The organism is Leclercia adecarboxylata (assembly GCF_006171285.1).
Lineage (GTDB): Bacteria > Pseudomonadota > Gammaproteobacteria > Enterobacterales > Enterobacteriaceae > Enterobacter > Enterobacter barmai.
This window is the reverse complement of the sequence record NZ_CP040889.1, coordinates 5,076,111-5,094,374: the sequence shown is the minus strand read 5'-3', so window position 1 is coordinate 5,094,374 and position 18,264 is coordinate 5,076,111. Positions and strand designations below refer to the sequence as shown.

At 57.2% G+C, this 18,264-nt stretch carries 18 protein-coding genes; 8 read left to right on the top strand and 10 right to left on the bottom strand.

Going from position 1 to position 18,264, the window contains the following annotated elements:
* Window positions 1-58 precede the first annotated feature (58 nt).
* A complete protein-coding gene (gene rlmA, locus FHN83_RS26085; RefSeq protein ID WP_139565397.1) occupies window positions 59-874 on the top strand; it encodes a 23S rRNA (guanine(745)-N(1))-methyltransferase in 816 nt (271 codons plus the stop codon).
* On the opposite strand, the gene mntP is transcribed toward rlmA, so the two are convergent.
* The 5 genes from mntP to manX form a co-directional block, all read right to left on the bottom strand.
* Window positions 871-1,434 (bottom strand): manganese efflux pump MntP, encoded by a 564-nt coding sequence (gene mntP / locus FHN83_RS26080; protein ID WP_139565496.1) that lies wholly within the window; start codon window positions 1,432-1,434, stop codon window positions 871-873. The genes rlmA and mntP overlap by 4 nt on opposite strands.
* A 390-nt stretch (window positions 1,435-1,824) precedes the next feature.
* Window positions 1,825-2,283: a DUF986 family protein gene (locus tag FHN83_RS26075; RefSeq protein WP_039030790.1), complete on the bottom strand. Its 459-nt coding sequence runs from the start codon at window positions 2,281-2,283 to the stop codon at window positions 1,825-1,827.
* A 57-nt stretch (window positions 2,284-2,340) separates the two neighbouring features.
* Window positions 2,341-3,192, bottom strand: coding sequence for a PTS mannose transporter subunit IID (locus tag FHN83_RS26070; RefSeq protein WP_039030789.1), 852 nt, complete (start codon window positions 3,190-3,192; stop codon window positions 2,341-2,343).
* Window positions 3,193-3,204: 12 nt separating this feature from the next.
* On the bottom strand, window positions 3,205-4,002 hold the full coding sequence (locus FHN83_RS26065) for a PTS mannose/fructose/sorbose transporter subunit IIC (RefSeq protein ID WP_039030788.1): 798 nt from the start codon (window positions 4,000-4,002) through the stop codon (window positions 3,205-3,207).
* Window positions 4,003-4,060: 58 nt separating this feature from the next.
* Entirely contained in the window at window positions 4,061-5,038 is a 978-nt protein-coding gene (manX, locus tag FHN83_RS26060) for a PTS mannose transporter subunit IIAB (RefSeq protein ID WP_039030787.1), read from the bottom strand.
* A gap of 317 nt (window positions 5,039-5,355) precedes the next feature.
* On the opposite strand from manX, the gene FHN83_RS29060 reads away from it, so the two are divergent.
* Both FHN83_RS29060 and yoaE read left to right on the top strand, forming a co-directional pair.
* Complete coding sequence (locus FHN83_RS29060; RefSeq protein WP_375540626.1) at window positions 5,356-5,514, top strand: protein YoaL; 159 nt, start codon at window positions 5,356-5,358, stop codon at window positions 5,512-5,514.
* On the top strand, window positions 5,502-7,061 hold the full coding sequence (yoaE, locus tag FHN83_RS26055) for a CNNM family cation transport protein YoaE (protein WP_039030786.1): 1,560 nt from the start codon (window positions 5,502-5,504) through the stop codon (window positions 7,059-7,061). Before FHN83_RS29060 ends, yoaE begins: the two co-directional genes overlap by 13 nt.
* Here yoaE and FHN83_RS26050 read toward each other — a convergent pair whose 3' ends face one another.
* From FHN83_RS26050 to pabB, 4 genes are all read right to left on the bottom strand, one after another.
* Window positions 7,062-8,654 carry an EAL domain-containing protein gene (locus FHN83_RS26050; RefSeq protein WP_039030785.1) on the bottom strand — a complete coding sequence of 531 codons (1,593 nt, stop codon included), beginning with the start codon at window positions 8,652-8,654 and terminating at the stop codon, window positions 7,062-7,064.
* A gap of 164 nt (window positions 8,655-8,818) precedes the next feature.
* Window positions 8,819-10,183, bottom strand: coding sequence for an L-serine ammonia-lyase (sdaA, locus tag FHN83_RS26045; protein WP_039030784.1), 1,365 nt, complete (start codon window positions 10,181-10,183; stop codon window positions 8,819-8,821).
* A gap of 183 nt (window positions 10,184-10,366) precedes the next feature.
* On the bottom strand, window positions 10,367-10,945 hold the full coding sequence (locus FHN83_RS26040; protein ID WP_138369327.1) for a CoA pyrophosphatase: 579 nt from the start codon (window positions 10,943-10,945) through the stop codon (window positions 10,367-10,369).
* Window positions 10,946-10,948: 3 nt separating this feature from the next.
* Window positions 10,949-12,301: an aminodeoxychorismate synthase component 1 gene (pabB, locus tag FHN83_RS26035; RefSeq protein WP_139565396.1), complete on the bottom strand. Its 1,353-nt coding sequence runs from the start codon at window positions 12,299-12,301 to the stop codon at window positions 10,949-10,951.
* Between the two features lie 61 nt (window positions 12,302-12,362).
* On the opposite strand from pabB, the gene FHN83_RS26030 reads away from it, so the two are divergent.
* Window positions 12,363-12,545, top strand: a complete 183-nt coding sequence (locus tag FHN83_RS26030) for a YoaH family protein (RefSeq protein ID WP_039030781.1) — start codon at window positions 12,363-12,365, stop codon at window positions 12,543-12,545.
* Between the two features lie 6 nt (window positions 12,546-12,551).
* On the opposite strand, the gene FHN83_RS26025 is transcribed toward FHN83_RS26030, so the two are convergent.
* Window positions 12,552-12,896 (bottom strand): RidA family protein, encoded by a 345-nt coding sequence (locus tag FHN83_RS26025; protein WP_139565395.1) that lies wholly within the window; start codon window positions 12,894-12,896, stop codon window positions 12,552-12,554.
* Between the two features lie 126 nt (window positions 12,897-13,022).
* On the opposite strand from FHN83_RS26025, the gene FHN83_RS26020 reads away from it, so the two are divergent.
* The 4 genes from FHN83_RS26020 (at window position 13,023) to fadD (ending at window position 18,210) form a co-directional block, all read left to right on the top strand.
* Complete coding sequence (locus FHN83_RS26020; RefSeq protein WP_139565394.1) at window positions 13,023-14,933, top strand: ATP-dependent DNA helicase; 1,911 nt, start codon at window positions 13,023-13,025, stop codon at window positions 14,931-14,933.
* A 66-nt stretch (window positions 14,934-14,999) separates the two neighbouring features.
* On the top strand, window positions 15,000-15,695 hold the full coding sequence (gene tsaB, locus FHN83_RS26015) for a tRNA (adenosine(37)-N6)-threonylcarbamoyltransferase complex dimerization subunit type 1 TsaB (protein ID WP_039030778.1): 696 nt from the start codon (window positions 15,000-15,002) through the stop codon (window positions 15,693-15,695).
* Between the two features lie 37 nt (window positions 15,696-15,732).
* Window positions 15,733-16,320, top strand: a complete 588-nt coding sequence (locus FHN83_RS26010) for a Slp family lipoprotein (protein ID WP_139565393.1) — start codon at window positions 15,733-15,735, stop codon at window positions 16,318-16,320.
* Window positions 16,321-16,524: 204 nt separating this feature from the next.
* The gene (fadD, locus tag FHN83_RS26005) at window positions 16,525-18,210 is read left to right on the top strand and encodes a long-chain-fatty-acid--CoA ligase FadD (RefSeq protein WP_139565392.1); all 1,686 of its coding nucleotides are present in this window, start codon (window positions 16,525-16,527) and stop codon (window positions 18,208-18,210) included.
* Window positions 18,211-18,264 lie beyond the last annotated feature (54 nt).

The following is an 18,264-nucleotide window of genomic DNA, read 5'->3' as shown; positions in this document are numbered from 1 at the left end:
TTTTATAGCGGGGCGATTAGCGGTACACTTTCGCCCTTTATGATTGCCCGGAGTTACCATGACCTTCTGCTGTCCTCTTTGCCACGCGCCGCTGGCGCAAACGGATAAAAGTTACGCCTGCCCGCAGGGGCACCGGTTCGATATGGCGAAAGAGGGCTACGTCAATCTGCTGCCGGTGCAGCATAAGCGGTCGCGCGATCCGGGCGACAGCGCTGAGATGATGCAGGCGCGCAGAGCCTTTCTTGATGCCGGCCACTATCAGTCCCTGCGCGACGCGGTCGCCGCAAAGCTGGCGGCGTTATTGCCCGATGGCGCGACGTCGATACTTGATATTGGCTGCGGCGAAGGCTATTACACGGCGGCTTTTGCACAAACCGCGCAGGAGAAGGGCGCAACGACCTTTGGTCTGGACGTCTCGAAATCCGCTATCCGCGCCGCGGCAAAACGCTACTCGCAGGTGACTTTCTGCGTGGCATCCAGTCACCGTCTGCCGTTTGAAGAGAACAGCATGGATGCGGTCGTTCGCATTTACGCTCCCTGCAAAGGTGAAGAGCTGGCGCGGGTGGTGAAAGAGGGCGGCTGGGTAATCACCGTGACGCCTGGGCCGCGCCATCTGATTGAGCTGAAAGGGCTGATTTACGACGAGGTTCTGCTGCATGCGCCGCATTCGGAGCAGCTGGCAGGCTTTGCGCTCAGAGAAGAGCAGTCGCTGGGCTATGGCATGTCGTTGAGCGGAGAAGAGGCGGTGGCGTTGTTACAGATGACGCCTTTCGCGTGGCGGGCAAAACCGGAGGTGTGGGAAGCCCTGGCAAAACAGGAACATTTCAGCTGCCAGACAGATTTCAGTCTCCACTGCTGGCAGCGCGTCGGTTAACCGGCGAAGTGGCTCCACATAATCTGTGCGCCAATACCGATCAACACGATACCGCCGAGGATCTCGGCGCGTTTGCCTAACAGCGGGCCGATAAACCGGCCAATCATCATCCCGAGGGTGGACATAATAAAGGTCGCGCAGCCAATCGCCAGCGCGGTGGCAATAATGTTCACCTGCAGGAACGCCAGACCCACGCCGACGGCCATCGCATCCAGACTGGTGGCGATTGCCGTGGTCACCAGCAGCCAGAAGCCGTGACGGTGGATGGGCTCTTCTGCATCGACATCATTACGAATGCCTTCGATAACCATACGTCCGCCGAGGAAGGTCAGCAGGATAAAGGCGATCCAGTGGTTCCACTCCAGCACGAACTGGCTGGCGAGCATCCCCAGTCCCCAGCCAATCAGCGGAGTCAGGGTTTCGATAGCACCAAAGATAAGACCGGTACGCAGGGCTTCAGAGAACTTAGGTTTATGCAGCGTAGCGCCTTTACCCATGGAAGCGGCAAACGCGTCCATCGACATGCCAAAGGCCAGAAGAAGTGTTGCAGAGAGGTTCATAAATGCGTCCAGACCGGGAATATCCATATGACACATCACTGCCCCCAGTAAACAGCAGTAGATGCATCTATGGTCTCGCCTGACCCTTCTGCTCAGTGCAGAAACAATCCGTACGTGCCACGTTTTGCAACGAGTATGTTGACACGTACATTTCCGGCAAACCGGAAATCGGCTACTCCCCAACGACGGGCGCAACCTTAACATATTTTGAGAATATAAAACAACAACAGGAATGTATTATTCAGTTTACTTATTGATAACGATTTTCATTTAGATTTTGTTGTGAAAATAACGTTAATAATAAGGCGTGAATTTCGTGAAATAATATAGCCATGGCTATATGGCATTGCTAAATATTTGTCCAGATATAGCCAGTGCTATTATTATATCTCATTGAGTTTTAACAAGTAATCTGTATATCTTCTCCAGATCGTCAATATTCCGTACCCGGATAAGCAGGCGTCGCTGCTCTAATTGCATTACCAGCACGCCATCTTCCGATAAATTCATCTCTTTAATGCGGTTATATTCTATCCAGACGTTGGCGAAAAAGAATCCAGTGGATTTGAAGATTATTTTCGGGGCCCGGATCCAGAAGAGATAAAACCCCATTAATGCCAGGGCACATAATAACCATGTGGTCAGTAATGCTCCCTGACTCATCACGTTGTTATAAATAAGGATCATCAGCAGGCCGGTAAAGATGATGCCGTCAACGCGACCACGGCGCAGAAGGGGGATTGAGAGCAGCGTCGCGCCGTTGCGGCGGGGCATGATCAATTCGTCGTAGATGGCATACGCCAGAAGGGCAACAATAAAAACAACCAGTACGATGTCCGTGACCGTCATTCATCCTCCGGATAAAAAAACGGGGGCCTTCATGCCCCCGGTGTATTCAGTTAAAACTTACAGACCCAGCAGACCGATCGCGTAACCAACGATACCGATAACGAAGAAGCCGACGATGATCCACAGCGCATTCACTTTCTTACGCAGCAGCCACATACAGGCGAAGGTCAGCAGCAGCGGCACCAGGCCCGGCATCAGCTGGTCAAGGATGGTTTGCACGGTGGTCACACGGGTCTGGCCATCCTGGCCGGTGATGGTTGACACCACCAGCGGGATATTCACGTGCGTCCACTTGTTCACCAGCGCCCCCATGACAAACAGGCCGAGGATTGACGCCCCCTCAGTCAGTTTCTGCAGGAAGCCGCCGCCCATATCCTGAACGATATCCACGCCCTTACGGTAGCCGTACGCCACGCCGTAGTAGCGGGTGGCCAGGCGCACCACGTTGAACAGGATAAAGAACAGCAGAGGCCCGAGCAGGCTACCGCTCATGGCGATACCGGCACCAAGTGCGGCGAAGACCGGACGCACGGTACCCCAGAAGATGGGGTCACCCACGCCTGCCAGCGGCCCCATCAGACCCACTTTGATACCGTTGATGGCACCATCGTCAATCTCTGCGCCGTTGGCACGCTGCTCTTCCATCGCAAGCGTTACGCCCAGAACCGGCGCCGCAACGTAAGGATGGGTGTTGAAGAATTCCAGGTGACGCTTAATCGCCTGACGACGCGCTTCGTTATTCTCCGGATACAGACGTTTGATTGCCGGTACCATGGAGAAGCAGAAGCCCAGCGCCTGCATACGTTCGAAGTTCCATGAACCCTGGAACAGGTTTGAACGGATGAACACGCCACGAATATCACCCGGAGTCAGTTTTTTCTGAGGGGTAGTTTTAGTCATATCAACCATTTCGCTCACCTGCTAGTCCAGTTCGTTATCGAGATCGTTATTACCAGCAACCTGCGCTGTACCGGCTACGCGGTTATATTTCGGGCTGAGCTGGATGTAGAGGATAGCCATTACTGCACCAATCACGCCCAGTGCTACCAGGTTGAAGTTGGTGAAGGCCGCAGTAACAAAGCCGAGGTAGAAGAACGGCATCAGGTAGCCTGCGCGCATCATGTTGATGACCATCGCATAACCAACGACCACGATCATGCCGCCTGCAATGTTCAGACCGCTGGTGACCACTTCAGGAATGGCATTCAGCATGCCCTGAACTTCGCTGGTGCCGACGGAGATTGCCACGATGACCGCCGGGATAGCGATACGCATGGCCTGCAGGAACAGGGACGAAACGTGGATCCAAGACAGTGCCGTCAGGTTGCCATTTTCCGCCGCCTTATCTGCCGCATGCTGGAACGCGACGGTGATAGTACGCACGATGATGGTCAGTACCTGGCCTGCTGCTGCCAGTGGGATAGCCAGCGCAATACCGGCACCGATGTTCTGGTGGCCGGCGATAACCAGCACGGTAGAGATGATGGAGGCGAGAGCCGCATCGGGCGCTACAGCCGCACCGATGTTCATCCAGCCGAGGGCGATCATTTCCAGGGTACCACCGATGATGATACCGGTTTTCATATCGCCGAGAACGGCGCCGATTAACGTACAGGCGACCAGCGGACGGTGAAACTGAAATTCATCTAGTACGGATTCCATACCCGCTATACACGCGACGATGAACACCAGCACAATCTGAAGAGTGGTAATCTCCATTGTACTTCTCCTATAGCTTAAACAGACTTAAGTGTGAAATTTGTCAACCAGCTCCGGCTTATTTCGCCACTTTGCTGATCAGATCCATCATTTTCAGTTTCTGGTCGGTAGAGACTTTACGCACTTCAAGCTCAATCCCGCGATCGTTGAGTTTTTTGAACGCTTCAATGTCTTTCTCGTCCACCGACACGGCATTGTTCACCTGCGTTTTGCCCTGACGGTAAGCCATACCACCGATGTTAACGGAGGTGATCTTCACCCCTTCTTCAACAATACGTTCGACGTCGGTTGGGTTGGTAAACAGCAGCATCACGCGCTCACCCGCATATTTCGGGTTGTTGTAAACGCGGATCATTTTGGCGACGTCCACCACGTGGGCGGTTACGCCCGGCGGAGCGACCTGAGTAAGGAGGGTTTTGCGAACCGTATCGGCGGCGACTTCATCGCTGACGACAATGATGCGCTGCACGTTGGTCTCTTTGGTCCAGCGGGTGGCGACCTGACCATGGATCAAACGGTCGTCGATACGCGCGAGGCCAATCTGCATATAATCATTGGGGCCCATTGGCTTAAGCGGGGTGGCGGTTTTCGCGACGGCAGCAGGGGCGGCGGCAGCGACAGGAGCGGCTTTTTCAACCGGTTTCGCTTTCAGCGCTTTCACGCCTTCGCGACCGGTTTCGACGGCCAGCGCAACCAGCTCGTCAAAGCTCGGGTTGTCGTCACGGGCCATCAGCGTCTCAACCAGCATCGGGATGTTGACCCCGGCCACGACTTCATGCAGCTCTTTATCAACCACAATGCGGCTTGCGGCGTTGAACGGACTGCCGCCCCATGTGTCAACAAGGAACAGCACGCCGCTGCTGGTGTCCAGCTTTGCCAGCTGAGCGGTATACTTCTCTATCAGTGTCTCGGCGTTTTCACCGGGAACGAAATCGATCCAGCCGACGTTTTCCTGTTCGCCTAAAAGCATTTCTGCGGTTTTAAGTAACTGCTCTGCAGCCCAACCATGTGTGCCTATAACAATAGCAATAGTCACTTGCTACCTCCTTTTATTATCGTTAACGCCCCCGGGTGAGAAGAGCATTAGAGATCATCTTCGAAAGAACGAATCGATTCAGATAAGGGTTAGAGTTCAATTAACTAATTCTTACGCGATTTATTTTAGACATCGAAAAAATAATTTATGTGATGAAGATCCGTAATTTAGCCTAAGCAGATGAGATATTTCTGTGATCAAAAAAAGCCCTGAAACATCTGTTTGCAAAGGAAAGTAAATCTTTGCCAAAAAGCACAGGTCTCTGATATGTTTACCATCCGTTTAATTGTCAGGAGTATTGGGCAGCAGCCCACTGTATGGACCGTCACCGACGCCAGTCACACACCCGGCCAGCTCTGGCCAGCTTAATCGGCGATTCGCGCCACTCACTGTTTACGTCTTTTACCGCTTCGCCCGCATCTTTCGCGGCGCCGTTTTGCCATTCCTTTAGCAGGAGCTTGTCATGGAATTCTTAATGGACCCGCAAATCTGGGTAGGATTGCTCACGCTGGTGGTGCTTGAGATCGTTCTCGGCATCGATAACCTGGTGTTTATCGCTATCCTTGCGGATAAACTTCCGCCTAAACAACGTGATAAAGCACGTTTAATCGGTCTGTCGCTGGCGCTGATTATGCGTCTTGCGCTGCTGTCGGTGATCTCGTGGATGGTTACGCTTACGCAACCTCTGTTCACCGCTTTCGACTTCACCTTCTCAGGGCGTGACCTGATCATGCTGCTGGGGGGTATATTCCTGTTGTTCAAGGCCACAACCGAACTCCATGAACGGCTGGAAAACCGCCAGCATGATGATGGACACGGCAAAGGCTACGCCAGCTTCTGGGTGGTGGTACTGCAAATCGTGGTGCTGGACGCCGTCTTCTCCCTCGACGCGGTGATTACCGCCGTCGGTATGGTTAACCACCTGCCGGTGATGATGGCTGCTGTGATCATTGCGATGGCGGTGATGCTGCTCGCCTCGAAACCATTGACTCGATTCGTCAACCAGCATCCGACCGTCGTGGTGCTCTGTCTGAGCTTCCTGTTGATGATCGGTCTGAGCCTGGTTGCAGAAGGTTTCGGCTTCCATATTCCGAAAGGCTATCTGTACGCCGCAATTGGTTTCTCCATCATTATAGAGATGTTTAACCAGATTGCCCGTCGCAACTTTATTCGCCAGCAGTCGAACCAGCCACTGCGTGCCCGTACCGCTGATGCGATTCTGCGTCTGATGGGTGGCCGCCGCGAAGCCAAAGCGCAGCAGGACAGCGAAAACCATGTCCCTGTGCCGGTGCCGGAAGGTGCCTTCGTTGAAGAAGAGCGCTATATGATCAACGGCGTGCTGTCGCTGGCCTCGCGCTCCCTGCGCGGCATTATGACTCCGCGCGGTGAAATCAGCTGGGTTGATGCCAGCCTGAGCGTGTCGGAAATTCGCCAGCAGCTGCTCTCCTCCCCGCACAGCCTGTTCCCGGTGTGTCGCGGTGAACTGGATGAGATTATCGGCGTGGTGCGTGCGAAGGAGATGCTGGTGGCGCTGGAAGAGGGTGCAAACGTTGAAGCCATTGCCGCCGCGTCGCCTGCTATCGTGGTACCGGAAACGCTCGACCCGATCAACCTGCTTGGCGTGCTGCGCCGTGCCCGCGGCAGCTTTGTTATCGTCACCAACGAGTTTGGCGTGGTGCAGGGTCTCGTAACCCCGCTTGACGTGCTGGAAGCCATCGCCGGTGAGTTCCCGGATGCCGACGAAACGCCGGAAATCATCAACGATAACGATGGCTGGCTGGTGAAAGGGACCACGGATCTGCACGCGCTGCAGCATACCCTGGGGCTGGAACACCTCACCAACCATGATGAAGATATCGCGACGGTTGCCGGCCTGGTGATTGCTGTAAACGGTCAGATCCCGCGTATGGGTGATGTACTGGAATTACCGCCGCTGAAGATAACGATCGTGACCGCCAATGATTACCGCGTTGACCTGGTGCGCATTGTTAAAGAGCAGTCCGCCCACGACGAAGAAGAGTAATCAGGATATCGACGGCATCATATCGCCGTTGTGAGAGGCTGGCGGAGGTGAACTCTCCGCCAGCCATTGCGGGAAATCCCGCAGCGGCATGGGCCGCGCGTACAAGAACCCCTGCAGTATATTCACGCCGTGCAGGCGCAGATGACTCGCCTGATCGCTGGTTTCCACCCCTTCAGCCACCAGTTCAATATCCAGACGCTGAGCCAGGGCAATAATAATGTCCGTCACCGTCGAGTTGACGGCGTCAGTGCCGATGGCGGCCGTAAAGGATTTATCAATTTTCAGCACCTCGGGATTGAGCTTCTCCAGCCACGAGAGCGAACTGCTGCCGGTACCAAAATCGTCAATCGCCAGTTTCACCCCTTTCTGATGCAGCTCCTCCACCATGTTGAAATCCATCTCCATCAGCGTATCGCGCTCGGTTAATTCAATGACCAGCTGCTGCGCGGGCTCGGCGCTGAACCAGACGCGGTTCAGGTCGTGAAGGAGCTCGCCGCCGCGAAAATGGCTGGCGGCCACGTTGATCCCAATATGAAAGCCCGGTGCGGTAGGGAACATCGCCAGATGCCGGACGGTTTCGATGAGCACGTAGCGGGTGAGGGGCACAATCAGGTTATGCTCCTCCGCCAGCGGGATAAAGATATCCGGGGCGATCCACCCCTGGCGCGGATTGTTCCAGCGCAGAAGAATTTCCACGCCGATGCAATCCTGTTTTTTCGCATCGATCAGCGGCTGGCAGAAAAGCTCAAACTCACCGGACGCCAGACCAAAGTTGATCTCCCGGGTAAAGCTCATGCGACTGGCGGTGGCAAGCCAGGCGATATACCCCACCAGCATGCTGAAGATCACCGCCAGCGGCAGCTGTGACGGCAGCGTTTTCAGCGCCAGCGCGGTGAGCCCCGGGCCGTTAACGGTGATGGTGAAAGGAAAGTTAGTTGAGGCCTGCTGGTAGATGTTGTCGTCATCGCCGAATACCAGCGAATCCGTGAGCTGGCGCTCATGATTCAGATGCTTATCGCCCACGGTAAGATTAACGTCGCTGATAATCGGCATCTGGGGCTCCAGCAGCAGCCTGGCGATAAGCTCGATATTCACAATCTCAATCACCCCGTCTTCACTTTTGCCGGGCAGCGGATACCACTGGATCAGCACCGGATTACCCTGCAAAAAAGGCTGATCGGCGGTAAGCAGCAGTAAAGGCTGCGAAGAGGGGAGCTGGGGCTGGAACTGGCTGATGGGAAGATCGCGATTGCCGAACATGCTTGAGCAGTAAAGCACGCCGTCCTTAATCAGGCCGATCGAGCGGACGGTTTGCAGAGTGGCGGCCTGTTTGCGCAGTAAAAAATTGACCTCCACGCAGGGCAGGCCAATCAGCGGTTGCACCACGTCGCGCCCGGTTTCCAGCGGCTGGAGGATCTTGTCTAGGGTGTCGACAGCGTGGGAGACAAAGGCAACGGTGGATTGATGGTTTACATTGCGCTGTGAAATAAAGCCAATAATGAGCGTGCAAACGACGGTAGAAAGTGACAGCACAAGGCAGACGATTATCCGTTTGCGGCGATAATTTTTAATTATCCTGTGAGCTGTTTGCATGCCACGGCCACCCGAAGAGCCACTGGCGTGAGTGCCCGTGGCAACCTGGCTATTGTAGTAGGCATTATTTCAGGTAACGAGAAAAGTCGATAAAATTCGCCCATCCGTATCAGATGGGCGAAAAAAGCATGAGAGACGAAAGTCGCAGAAGCGCTTTCAGAGGCTTAGTCGCACTGCACCTTAATGGCCAGGCCGCCGCGGGAGGTTTCGCGGTATTTGGCGTTCATGTCTTTACCGGTTTCGTACATGGTTTCGATGACCTTATCCAGCGAGACGCGCGGTTCGCTGGTGCGGCGCATCGCCATGCGTGAGGCGTTAATCGCTTTCACCGAGGCAATGGCGTTACGCTCGATGCACGGCACCTGAACCTGGCCAGCGACCGGGTCGCAGGTCAGACCGAGGTTGTGTTCCATGCCGATCTCTGCGGCCACACAAACCTGCTCCGGGCTGGCGCCCAGCAGCTCAGCCAGACCGGCCGCCGCCATGGAACATGCCACGCCGACTTCACCCTGACAGCCGACTTCAGCGCCGGAAATAGAGGCGTTCATCTTATACAGCGCACCGACCGCGCCCGCGGCGAGGAAGTAGCGAATATAAATATCCGGGCTCACCGATTCGATAAAGTGATCGTAGTAGGCCAGCACCGCCGGAACGATCCCGCAGGCGCCGTTCGTCGGGGCAGTCACCACGCGGCCACCGGCGGCGTTCTCTTCGTTCACCGCCAGGGCAAACATGTTAACCCAGTCGATCACGTTCATCGGATCGTTGGAGTATTTGTCCGTTGTGACCAGCATGCGGCGCAGGGCAGAGGCGCGACGCGGCACGCGCAGCGGACCCGGCAGCACGCCTTCGGTGTTGATGCCGCGATCGATACAGGCGCGCATGGTCTGCCAAACGTTGGCGAAATAGTCTTCAATCTCTTTCTTGCTGTGCAGCGCCAGCTCGTTCTGCATCACCATGCCTGAAAGGGACAGGCCGGTCTCTTTGCAGTAATTCAGCATCTCAGTTGCCGATTTGAACGGGTAAGGCACCTTCACATCGCCCGTTACGTCCTGGCCGAAATGCTCTTCGTCGACGATAAAGCCGCCGCCGATGGAGTAATAGGTTTTGCTGTAGACCACTTTCTCGCCGCTGAAGGCGTGGATCTGCATCCCGTTTTCATGCAACGAGAGGTTGTCGCTGCGAAAACGCATGCCGTCATCCTGCGGGAAATCCACTTCCTGCCGGCCATTCGCCAGCAGCAGACGACCGCGCGTTTCCACGTCGCGGATAAACGCCGGAATGGCGTCAATATCTACGGTGTCCGGCATATTCCCGGCCAGACCCATAATAATGGCGATATCGGTGTGGTGGCCTTTACCCGTGAGCGACAGTGAACCGTAAACGTCGACGGCCACGCGGGTAACGCTATCCAGTAATCCTTTTTCGACCAGGTCATCGACGAACTGTTTACCGGCCTTCATCGGCCCTACAGTGTGGGAAGAAGAGGGACCAATCCCCACTTTGAACATGTCGAATATACTAATCACTTTAACACTCCTGACAGGGTTACCGGGTTTCCAGTAACGATGTAATAACTTCGCATAGTGTAAGAGGGAACCCTGTCGTCAGCTTAACTATTCACATGAATTAAACTAATGGTTAACGCCGGATAAACTAATAGCGGGAGGAAGATCTCAAAGGCGCAAAAAAAGGGCGAATGTAAAGTATAGTCAAGGTTTCAGGCCGATCTGCAGCGCCAGCTCACGAATAATTCCCGCCGTCATGCCCCAGACAAAATAATGCTGATACCAGGAGAGCCACACCCGGTGATCGTGACCACGACGTTGAATATCCAGCGGATGATAACGGCCCAGGCGCAGGGCTTCCGCCAGCGGCATTTCAAAGACCGATTCCACTTCGTCGACGCTGGCGTGATAGTGCAGATCCGGCGGAATAATGCCCACCACTGGCGTCACCTGAAAACCGGTCACGCTGTCCACCGGCGGCAGGACGCCAATCACCTCGACCTTGTGCGGCGGGATTGCCACCTCCTCCTCGGCCTCGCGCAGGGCGGCGGCAATTAACGAGGCATCGGTGCTGTCTACCGCCCCGCCGGGAAACGCCACCTGACCGGCGTGTTTACGCAACCGGGCAGAGCGGCGGGTCAGCAGCAGGCCAGGCTGCGCCCGGCGTACCACCGGGATCAGTACCGCCGCCTGACGCTGGTTCAGCGCGGTTTTGTTCACCTGCGGGCGCAAAAGCTGAAAACGCGATAAAAAATTGTCCAGGGTCAGGTCGTGGGTATCCACCAGTTAACTCTCCAGTTGTTGCAGAATACGATTCACTTTATCAAAGGTTTCCTGATACTCCGCCGCGGCCCGGCTGTCCGCCACGATCCCGCCGCCTGCGGAACAGTAAATCTCTCCGGCCACCGCCGTCAGGGTGCGAATGGTGATGCTGGTATCCATGCCGCCGCACAGGCTGATATAGCCGATGCTGCCGCACCAGGCGTTACGGCGATGGGGCTCCAGCTCGTCGATAATTTCCATCGCCCGCACTTTTGGCGCGCCGGTGATCGACCCGCCGGGGAAGGCGGCGCGCAGAAGATCGCACGCCGTCCTGGTCGATGGCAGGCGGGCGGTAATGGTGCTCACCAGATGATGTACGGCAGGGAAGGGCTCCACCACGAACAGCTCCGGCACCCGCACGCTTCCCGGCTCCGCCACCCGGCCAATGTCATTGCGCATCAGGTCGACGATCATCAGGTTTTCCGCTCTGTCCTTCGGCGAGGCGGCGAGTTTCTCAGCCTGCTGGCGGTCGGCCCCGGCATCCGCCAGTCGCGGCAGCGTGCCTTTAATCGGGCGAGTCTGGATGGTGCCTTCCGCCAGGTGAATAAAACGCTCCGGGGAGAGGCTCAGAACAGCCCCCTCGTCGAGGCGCAAAAAGGCGCTGAACGGGGCGCGGTTGTTGGCGTTCAACCGGGTAAATGCCTGCCACTCATCGCCCTCGTAATGCGCCTGGAAACGCTGGGCCAGGTTCACCTGATAGCAGTCCCCGCTGTGCAGGAAGGCCTGCACGCGGTCAAATTTGTCGTTGTACTCCGCTGCGGTCATATTGGCCTGCCAGCCGGAGGTCAGCCGGAACGCGGACAGGTTCGCAGGCGTTCGCTGTGCTTCCAGCCAGGCCAGACGCGCTGCAACATCGCCATGACACACCAGCGACACCCGCTGTTTGTGATGATCAACGACGACCGCCCAGTCGTACAGGCCCACCGCCATGTCCGCCAGGTCGATATCGCGCTCGGCTATGTCCGGCAACTGCTCGAAGCGGCGGCCCAGATCGTAGCCAAACAACCCCAGCGCGCCGCCCTGGAAGGGCAGATCCGGGTCTGGCGTGCAGGGCAGGCCCATCTCGTCAATGGCCTGCTGGAGCAGGCTCAGCGGACAGGCATCCGAGGACGCGCCGTTAATCAATGTATCTGTGCCCTGCGTGACCAGGGTGGTGCGCGGGTCGGCCACCAGAATATCAAAGCGGCTGTAAGGGTGATCCGCATGGCCCGAGTGCAGCAGCATTGCCCACGGCAGATGGCTCAGGGGGGCAAACCAGAATTCTGCGGCGTCAGGACGCCAGGGTAATGTCAAAACAGTGGGGGATAACGAGTTCATGGGTGGTAGACTACCGGGCAGCGTGAAATAATTAGCGCTGATAATTTAGCAGGAGTTGACGATGTTTGCAGGTTTACCTTCACTGAGCCACGAGCAGCAGCAAAAGGCCGTCGAGCGCATTCAGGAGCTGATGTCCCAGGGGATGAGCAGCGGACAGGCGATTTCCCAGGTGGCTGAAGAGCTTCGCGCCACCCATACCGGCGAGCGGATCGTGGCGCGTTTTGAGGATGACGAAGAGGAGTAACCCCTCTTACACCGCAGCGATAATCTTAATCTCAACCTTATACTGCGGCTTCATCAGCGTCGCCTGTACCGTGCAGCGTACAGGCGCGTGACCTGCCACGACCCACTCATCCCAGGCTTTGTTCATCGCCGCAAAATCCTCTTTACTGGCAAGGAAAATGGTCGCATCCAGAATGCGGGATTTGTCGCTGCCCTGTTTCTTCAGCACCGCGTCAATCTGCGCCAGGGTATTGGCCGTCTGCTCGTAAGCGTCGGCATCCAGGTTCGCCGGCACGCCGGTGTAGTACAGGGTCTGATTGTGGATCACCACATCTGACCAGCGGGCTTCGGCATCAATGCGCACAATTGTCATACACGTTTCCTCGTTATTGTGAGTTTCGCGGGCAAGACTGCCATATTGTTTTGCCTGCGTCACTATCGACTGGCGCGAGGGGCAGCGGCCTGACATAATCCCCTGTGCAAAAATACAGGGGGCAGAGTGGCAGACGATTTCGCAGCAGACGGACAGTTAGCAAAGGCAATTCCAGGCTTTAAGCCGCGCGAGCCGCAGCGCCAGATGGCGCACGCGGTCGCCGATGCCATCGACAGCGCTAAGCCGCTGGTGGTCGAGGCGGGTACCGGCACCGGTAAAACTTACGCCTATCTCGCACCGGCGCTGCGGGCTAAAAAGAAGGTGATCATCTCCACCGGTTCGAAAGCGCTGCAGGATCAGCTTTACAGCCGCGATCTGCCCACCGTCGCCAAAGCCCTCAAGTACAAAGGCCGTCTGGCCCTGCTGAAAGGGCGCTCTAACTATCTCTGCCTTGAGCGGCTCGAACAGCAGGCGCTGGCGGGCGGCGATCTGCCGGTGCAGACCCTCAGCGACGTCATCATCCTGCGCAGCTGGGCCAACCAAACTCTGGATGGCGATATCAGCACCTGCGCCAGCGTGGCCGAAGACTCGCCCGCCTGGCCGCTGGTCACCAGCACCAACGACAACTGTCTGGGCAGCGACTGCCCGCTCTACAAAGACTGCTTTGTGGTGAAAGCGCGTAAAACGGCGATGGATGCCGACGTGGTGGTGGTCAACCATCACCTGTTCCTGGCGGATATGGTGGTGAAAGAGAGCGGTTTTGGCGAACTGATCCCCGAAGCGGAAGTGCTGATTTTCGACGAAGCCCATCAGCTCCCCGATATTGCCAGCCAGTATTTTGGCCAGTCGCTCTCCAGCCGCCAGCTGCTGGATCTGGCGAAAGATTTCACCATCGCCTACCGCACCGAACTGAAAGATACCCAGCAGTTGCAGAAGTGCGCCGACCGCCTGGCGCAAAGCACCCAGGATTTCCGCATGCAGCTGGGGGATCCGGGCTTTCGTGGCAATCTGCGCGAACTGCTGGCCGATCAGCATATTCAGCGGGCGCTGCTGCTGCTCGATGACGCCCTGGAGCTCTGCTACGACGTGGCGAAGCTGTCCCTCGGCCGCTCTGCGCTGCTCGATGCCGCTTTTGAACGCGCCACGCTCTACCGCGCGCGCCTGAAACGGCTGAAAGAGTTTAACCAGCCGGGCTACAGCTATTGGTACGAATGCAACTCGCGCCACTTCACCCTCGCCCTGACGCCGCTCACCGTGGCCGATAAGTTTAAAGAGGTGATGGTGCAAAAACCGGGCAGCTGGATCTTCACCTCCGCCACGCTGTCGGTAAATGACGATCTGCACCACTTCACCGAACGCCTGGGGATTGAGCAGGCCAAATCCCTGCTGCTGCCGAGCCCGTTTGATTACGCTACCCAGGCGCTGCTTTGCGTGCCGCGCAACCTGCCGCTGCCCAATCAGCCCGGCGCCGCCCGTCATCTGGCGGCGATGCTCAAGCCGATGATTGAGGCCAACAACGGCCGCTGCTTTATGCTCTGCACCTCCCACGCGATGATGCGTGACCTGGCGGAGCAGTTCCGCGCCACCATGACCCTGCCGGTGCTGCTGCAGGGTGAAACCAGTAAAGGCCAGCTGCTGCAGCAGTTTGTCACGGCGGGCAATGCCCTGCTGGTGGCGACCAGCAGCTTCTGGGAAGGGGTGGACGTGCGCGGCGACGCGCTGTCGCTGGTGATCATCGACAAACTGCCCTTTACCTCTCCGGACGATCCGCTGCTGAAGGCGCGCATGGAAGACTGCCGCCTGCGCGGGGGCGATCCCTTTGATGAGGTACAGCTTCCCGATGCGGTGATTACCCTCAAGCAGGGGGTAGGGCGTCTGATCCGCGACGTGGACGATCGTGGGGTGCTGGTGATCTGCGATAACCGCCTGGTGATGCGCCCTTACGGCGCCACCTTTATTGCCAGCCTGCCTCCGGCACCGCGCACCCGGGATATCGATCGCGCGGTGCGTTTCCTTGCCGCGCCGCAGGCGCAGTAATTTATTGATGGGTGTGCTAAAATGCGCGCCTTTTTGTGACTGACCACTGCGAGAGCGCGACAACACATGCGAATTCTGGCTATCGATACCGCGACAGAGGCCTGCTCTGTTGCCCTGTGGAATGACGGCACGACCTGTGCGCATTTCGAAGAGTGCCCCCGGGAACACACCCAACGGATCCTGCCCCTGGTGAAGATGATCCTCACCGAGGGCAATACCTCCCTTACCGATCTCGACGCGCTGGCCTATGGCCGCGGCCCGGGCAGCTTTACCGGCGTGCGCATTGGCATCGGCATTGCCCAGGGGCTGGCGCTGGGTGCCGAACTGCCGATGATCGGCGTTTCGACCCTGGCGACCATGGCCCAGGGCGCATGGCGCAATACCGGCGCGACCCGCGTGCTGGCGGCCATCGATGCCCGCATGGGCGAAGTCTACTGGGCGGAATATACCCGCGACGAGCAGGGCGTCTGGCACGGTGAAGAGAGCGAAGCCGTGCTTACGCCGCAAGCGGCAGGCGAGCGCATGAAGCAGCTTTCCGGTGAATGGGCGACGGTCGGCACCGGCTGGCCGGCGTGGCCGGATATGGCAAACGACAGCGGTCTGGCCCTGGTCGACGGCAACGTGCTGCTGCCGGCGGCTGAAGATATGCTCCCTATTGCCTGTCAGATGCTGGCGGCAGGTAAAACCGTGGCGGTGGAGAAAGCCGAGCCGGTTTATTTACGAAACACCGTAGCGTGGAAGAAACTTCCGGGCCGGGAGTGAATCTCAGTATAAGAGCCTGAGAAAAAGGAGTCGCATCATGGCGGTTCAAAAATATGTTGTTCGTCTGCTGACCGTCGGGGCGCTGGCCCTGGCATTAACAGGATGTGTTTCAGTGCCTGATGCGATCCAGGGCAGCAGTCCGACGCCGCAGCAGGATCTGGTCCGGGTGATGAACGCCCCGGAACTCTACGTGGGCCAGGAGTCGCGTTTCGGCGGCAAAGTGGTGGAGGTCATCAACCAGCAGGGCAAAACCCGTCTGGAGATTGCCACCGTGCCCCTGGACAGCGGCGCGCGTCCGGTTCTGGGTGAAGCCTCACGGGGCCGGATCTACGCCGATGTTAACGGCTTCCTCGATCCGGTGGATTTCCGTGGGCAACTGATCACCGTGGTGGGGCCGATCACCGGCGCAGAGCAGGGTAAAATCGGCAACACTCCCTATAAATTTATGACCATGCAGGTCAACGGCTATAAACGCTGGCGGGTACAGCAGCAGGTGATGATGCCGCCACCGGATCCCTGGTACTGGGGACCCCATCCATGGCGTTATGGCTATGGATACGGCTACGGCGGCTGGCCAGGTTATGGCCCCGGCCCTGCACAGGTCCGGACGATAGTAACAGAGTAAGTGACTGTTATTATTGAATAAGAAACAGCGGCCCGTCCGCTGTTTCGTTTTTTCCACGGTAATAAGAAAAATAAATAGTGACGCGCTTCGCAACCTTAAATCCGGGCAATTAATAAACTGGTACGCTGAGTTAATATTATGTTAACGACTTGTTTATTAACCGGGGTTGTGATGACGACGAACACGCTTTTCAGAGGTGATGTAGTGAAGAAGGTTTGGCTTAACCGATATCCTGCGGATGTTCCCGCAGAGATAAACCCTGACCGTTATCAATCCCTGGTTGAACTGTTTGAAAACTCCGTAACACGTTACGCCGATCAGCCTGCGTTTGTGAACATGGGCGAAGTGATGACCTTCCGTAAGCTGGAAGAGCGCAGCCGGGCCTTTGCGGCCTATCTGCAGGAGGGGTTAGGCCTGCAGAAGGGCGATCGCGTGGCGCTGATGATGCCGAACCTGCTGCAGTATCCGGTGGCGCTGTTCGGCATTCTGCGCGCCGGGATGATCGTGGTTAACGTCAACCCGCTTTATACTCCGCGCGAGCTGGAACATCAGCTGAACGACAGCGGCGCCTCGGCGATTGTGATTGTCTCCAACTTCGCCCACACGCTGGAAAAAGTGGTTGATAAAACCCAGGTCAAACACGTCATTCTGACGCGAATGGGCGACCAGCTCTCCACCGCCAAGGGGACGCTGGTTAACTTCGTCGTCAAGTACGTCAAACGGCTGGTGCCGAAATACCATCTGCCGGATGCCATCTCCTTCCGCCGGGCGCTGCACCAGGGCTACCGGATGCAGTACGTGAAGCCCGAAATCGTCTCCCAGGATCTGGCGTTCCTGCAGTATACGGGCGGCACCACCGGCGTGGCGAAAGGGGCGATGCTCACCCACCGCAACATGCTGGCGAACCTCGAGCAGGTGAATGCCACCTACGGGCCGCTGCTGCATCGCGGCAAAGAGCTGGTGATCACCGCGCTGCCGCTCTATCACATCTTCGCGTTGACCATGAACTGCCTGCTGTTTATCGAGCTCGGCGGGCAGAACGTGCTGATCACCAACCCGCGCGATATTCCGGGCCTGGTCAAAGAGCTGGCGAAATATCCGTTCACCGCCATGACCGGGGTAAACACCCTGTTTAACGCGCTTCTCAATAATAAAGAGTTCCAGCAGCTCGATTTCTCCACCCTGCATCTGTCTGCGGGGGGCGGGATGCCGGTACAGCAGGCGGTGGCCGAGCGCTGGGTGAAACTGACCGGCCAGTATCTGCTGGAGGGCTATGGCCTGACCGAATGCGCCCCGCTGGTGAGCGTTAACCCGCACGATATCGACTATCACAGCGGCAGCATCGGCCTGCCGGTGCCCTCCACCGAAGCCAAACTGGTGGATGACGACGATAACGAAGTGCCGCATGGCGAGCCGGGCGAGCTCTGCGTGCGAGGCCCGCAGGTGATGCTGGGCTACTGGCAGCGTCCGGAAGCCACTGATGAAATCATCAAGGACGGCTGGCTGCACACCGGGGATATCGCGGTGATGGATGACGAAGGTTTCCTGCGCATCGTCGATCGTAAGAAAGACATGATCCTGGTCTCCGGTTTCAACGTCTATCCGAACGAGATCGAAGACGTGGTCATGCAGCACAACGGCGTGCTGGAAGTGGCCGCGGTAGGGGTTCCGGCAGGCAGCAGCGGCGAAACGGTTAAAATCTTTGTGGTGAAAAAAGATCCTGCCCTGAGCGAAGACGCGCTGATCACCTTCTGCCGTCGCCAGCTCACCGGGTATAAAGTGCCGAAGCTGGTGGAGTTTCGCGACGAACTGCCAAAATCGAACGTCGGGAAGATATTGCGACGAGAATTACGTGACGAAGCGCGCGCCAAAGTGGACAATAAAGGCTGAGCTTCGTGTTAGTCACCCAGAAACGCTGGCCTGGCCAGCGTTTTTTTATGGGCG

Bases quoted from the DNA above. Each gene is read 5' to 3' on its own strand.
- rlmA (WP_139565397.1), top strand. From the start codon at position 59: ATGACCTTCTGCTGTCCTCTTTGCCACGCGCCGCTGGCGCAAACGGAT.
- FHN83_RS29060 (WP_375540626.1), top strand. From the start codon at position 5,356: ATGGACCGTCACCGACGCCAGTCACACACCCGGCCAGCTCTGGCCAGC.
- FHN83_RS26070 (WP_039030789.1), bottom strand. From the start codon at position 3,192: ATGGTTGATATGACTAAAACTACCCCTCAGAAAAAACTGACTCCGGGT.
- pabB (WP_139565396.1), bottom strand. From the start codon at position 12,301: ATGAACTCGTTATCCCCCACTGTTTTGACATTACCCTGGCGTCCTGAC.
- FHN83_RS26030 (WP_039030781.1), top strand. From the start codon at position 12,363: ATGTTTGCAGGTTTACCTTCACTGAGCCACGAGCAGCAGCAAAAGGCC.
- yoaE (WP_039030786.1), top strand. From the start codon at position 5,502: ATGGAATTCTTAATGGACCCGCAAATCTGGGTAGGATTGCTCACGCTG.
- FHN83_RS26050 (WP_039030785.1), bottom strand. From the start codon at position 8,654: ATGCAAACAGCTCACAGGATAATTAAAAATTATCGCCGCAAACGGATA.
- mntP (WP_139565496.1), bottom strand. From the start codon at position 1,434: ATGAACCTCTCTGCAACACTTCTTCTGGCCTTTGGCATGTCGATGGAC.
- FHN83_RS26025 (WP_139565395.1), bottom strand. From the start codon at position 12,896: ATGACAATTGTGCGCATTGATGCCGAAGCCCGCTGGTCAGATGTGGTG.
- tsaB (WP_039030778.1), top strand. From the start codon at position 15,000: ATGCGAATTCTGGCTATCGATACCGCGACAGAGGCCTGCTCTGTTGCC.
- FHN83_RS26010 (WP_139565393.1), top strand. From the start codon at position 15,733: ATGGCGGTTCAAAAATATGTTGTTCGTCTGCTGACCGTCGGGGCGCTG.
- FHN83_RS26075 (WP_039030790.1), bottom strand. From the start codon at position 2,283: ATGACGGTCACGGACATCGTACTGGTTGTTTTTATTGTTGCCCTTCTG.
- FHN83_RS26065 (WP_039030788.1), bottom strand. From the start codon at position 4,002: ATGGAGATTACCACTCTTCAGATTGTGCTGGTGTTCATCGTCGCGTGT.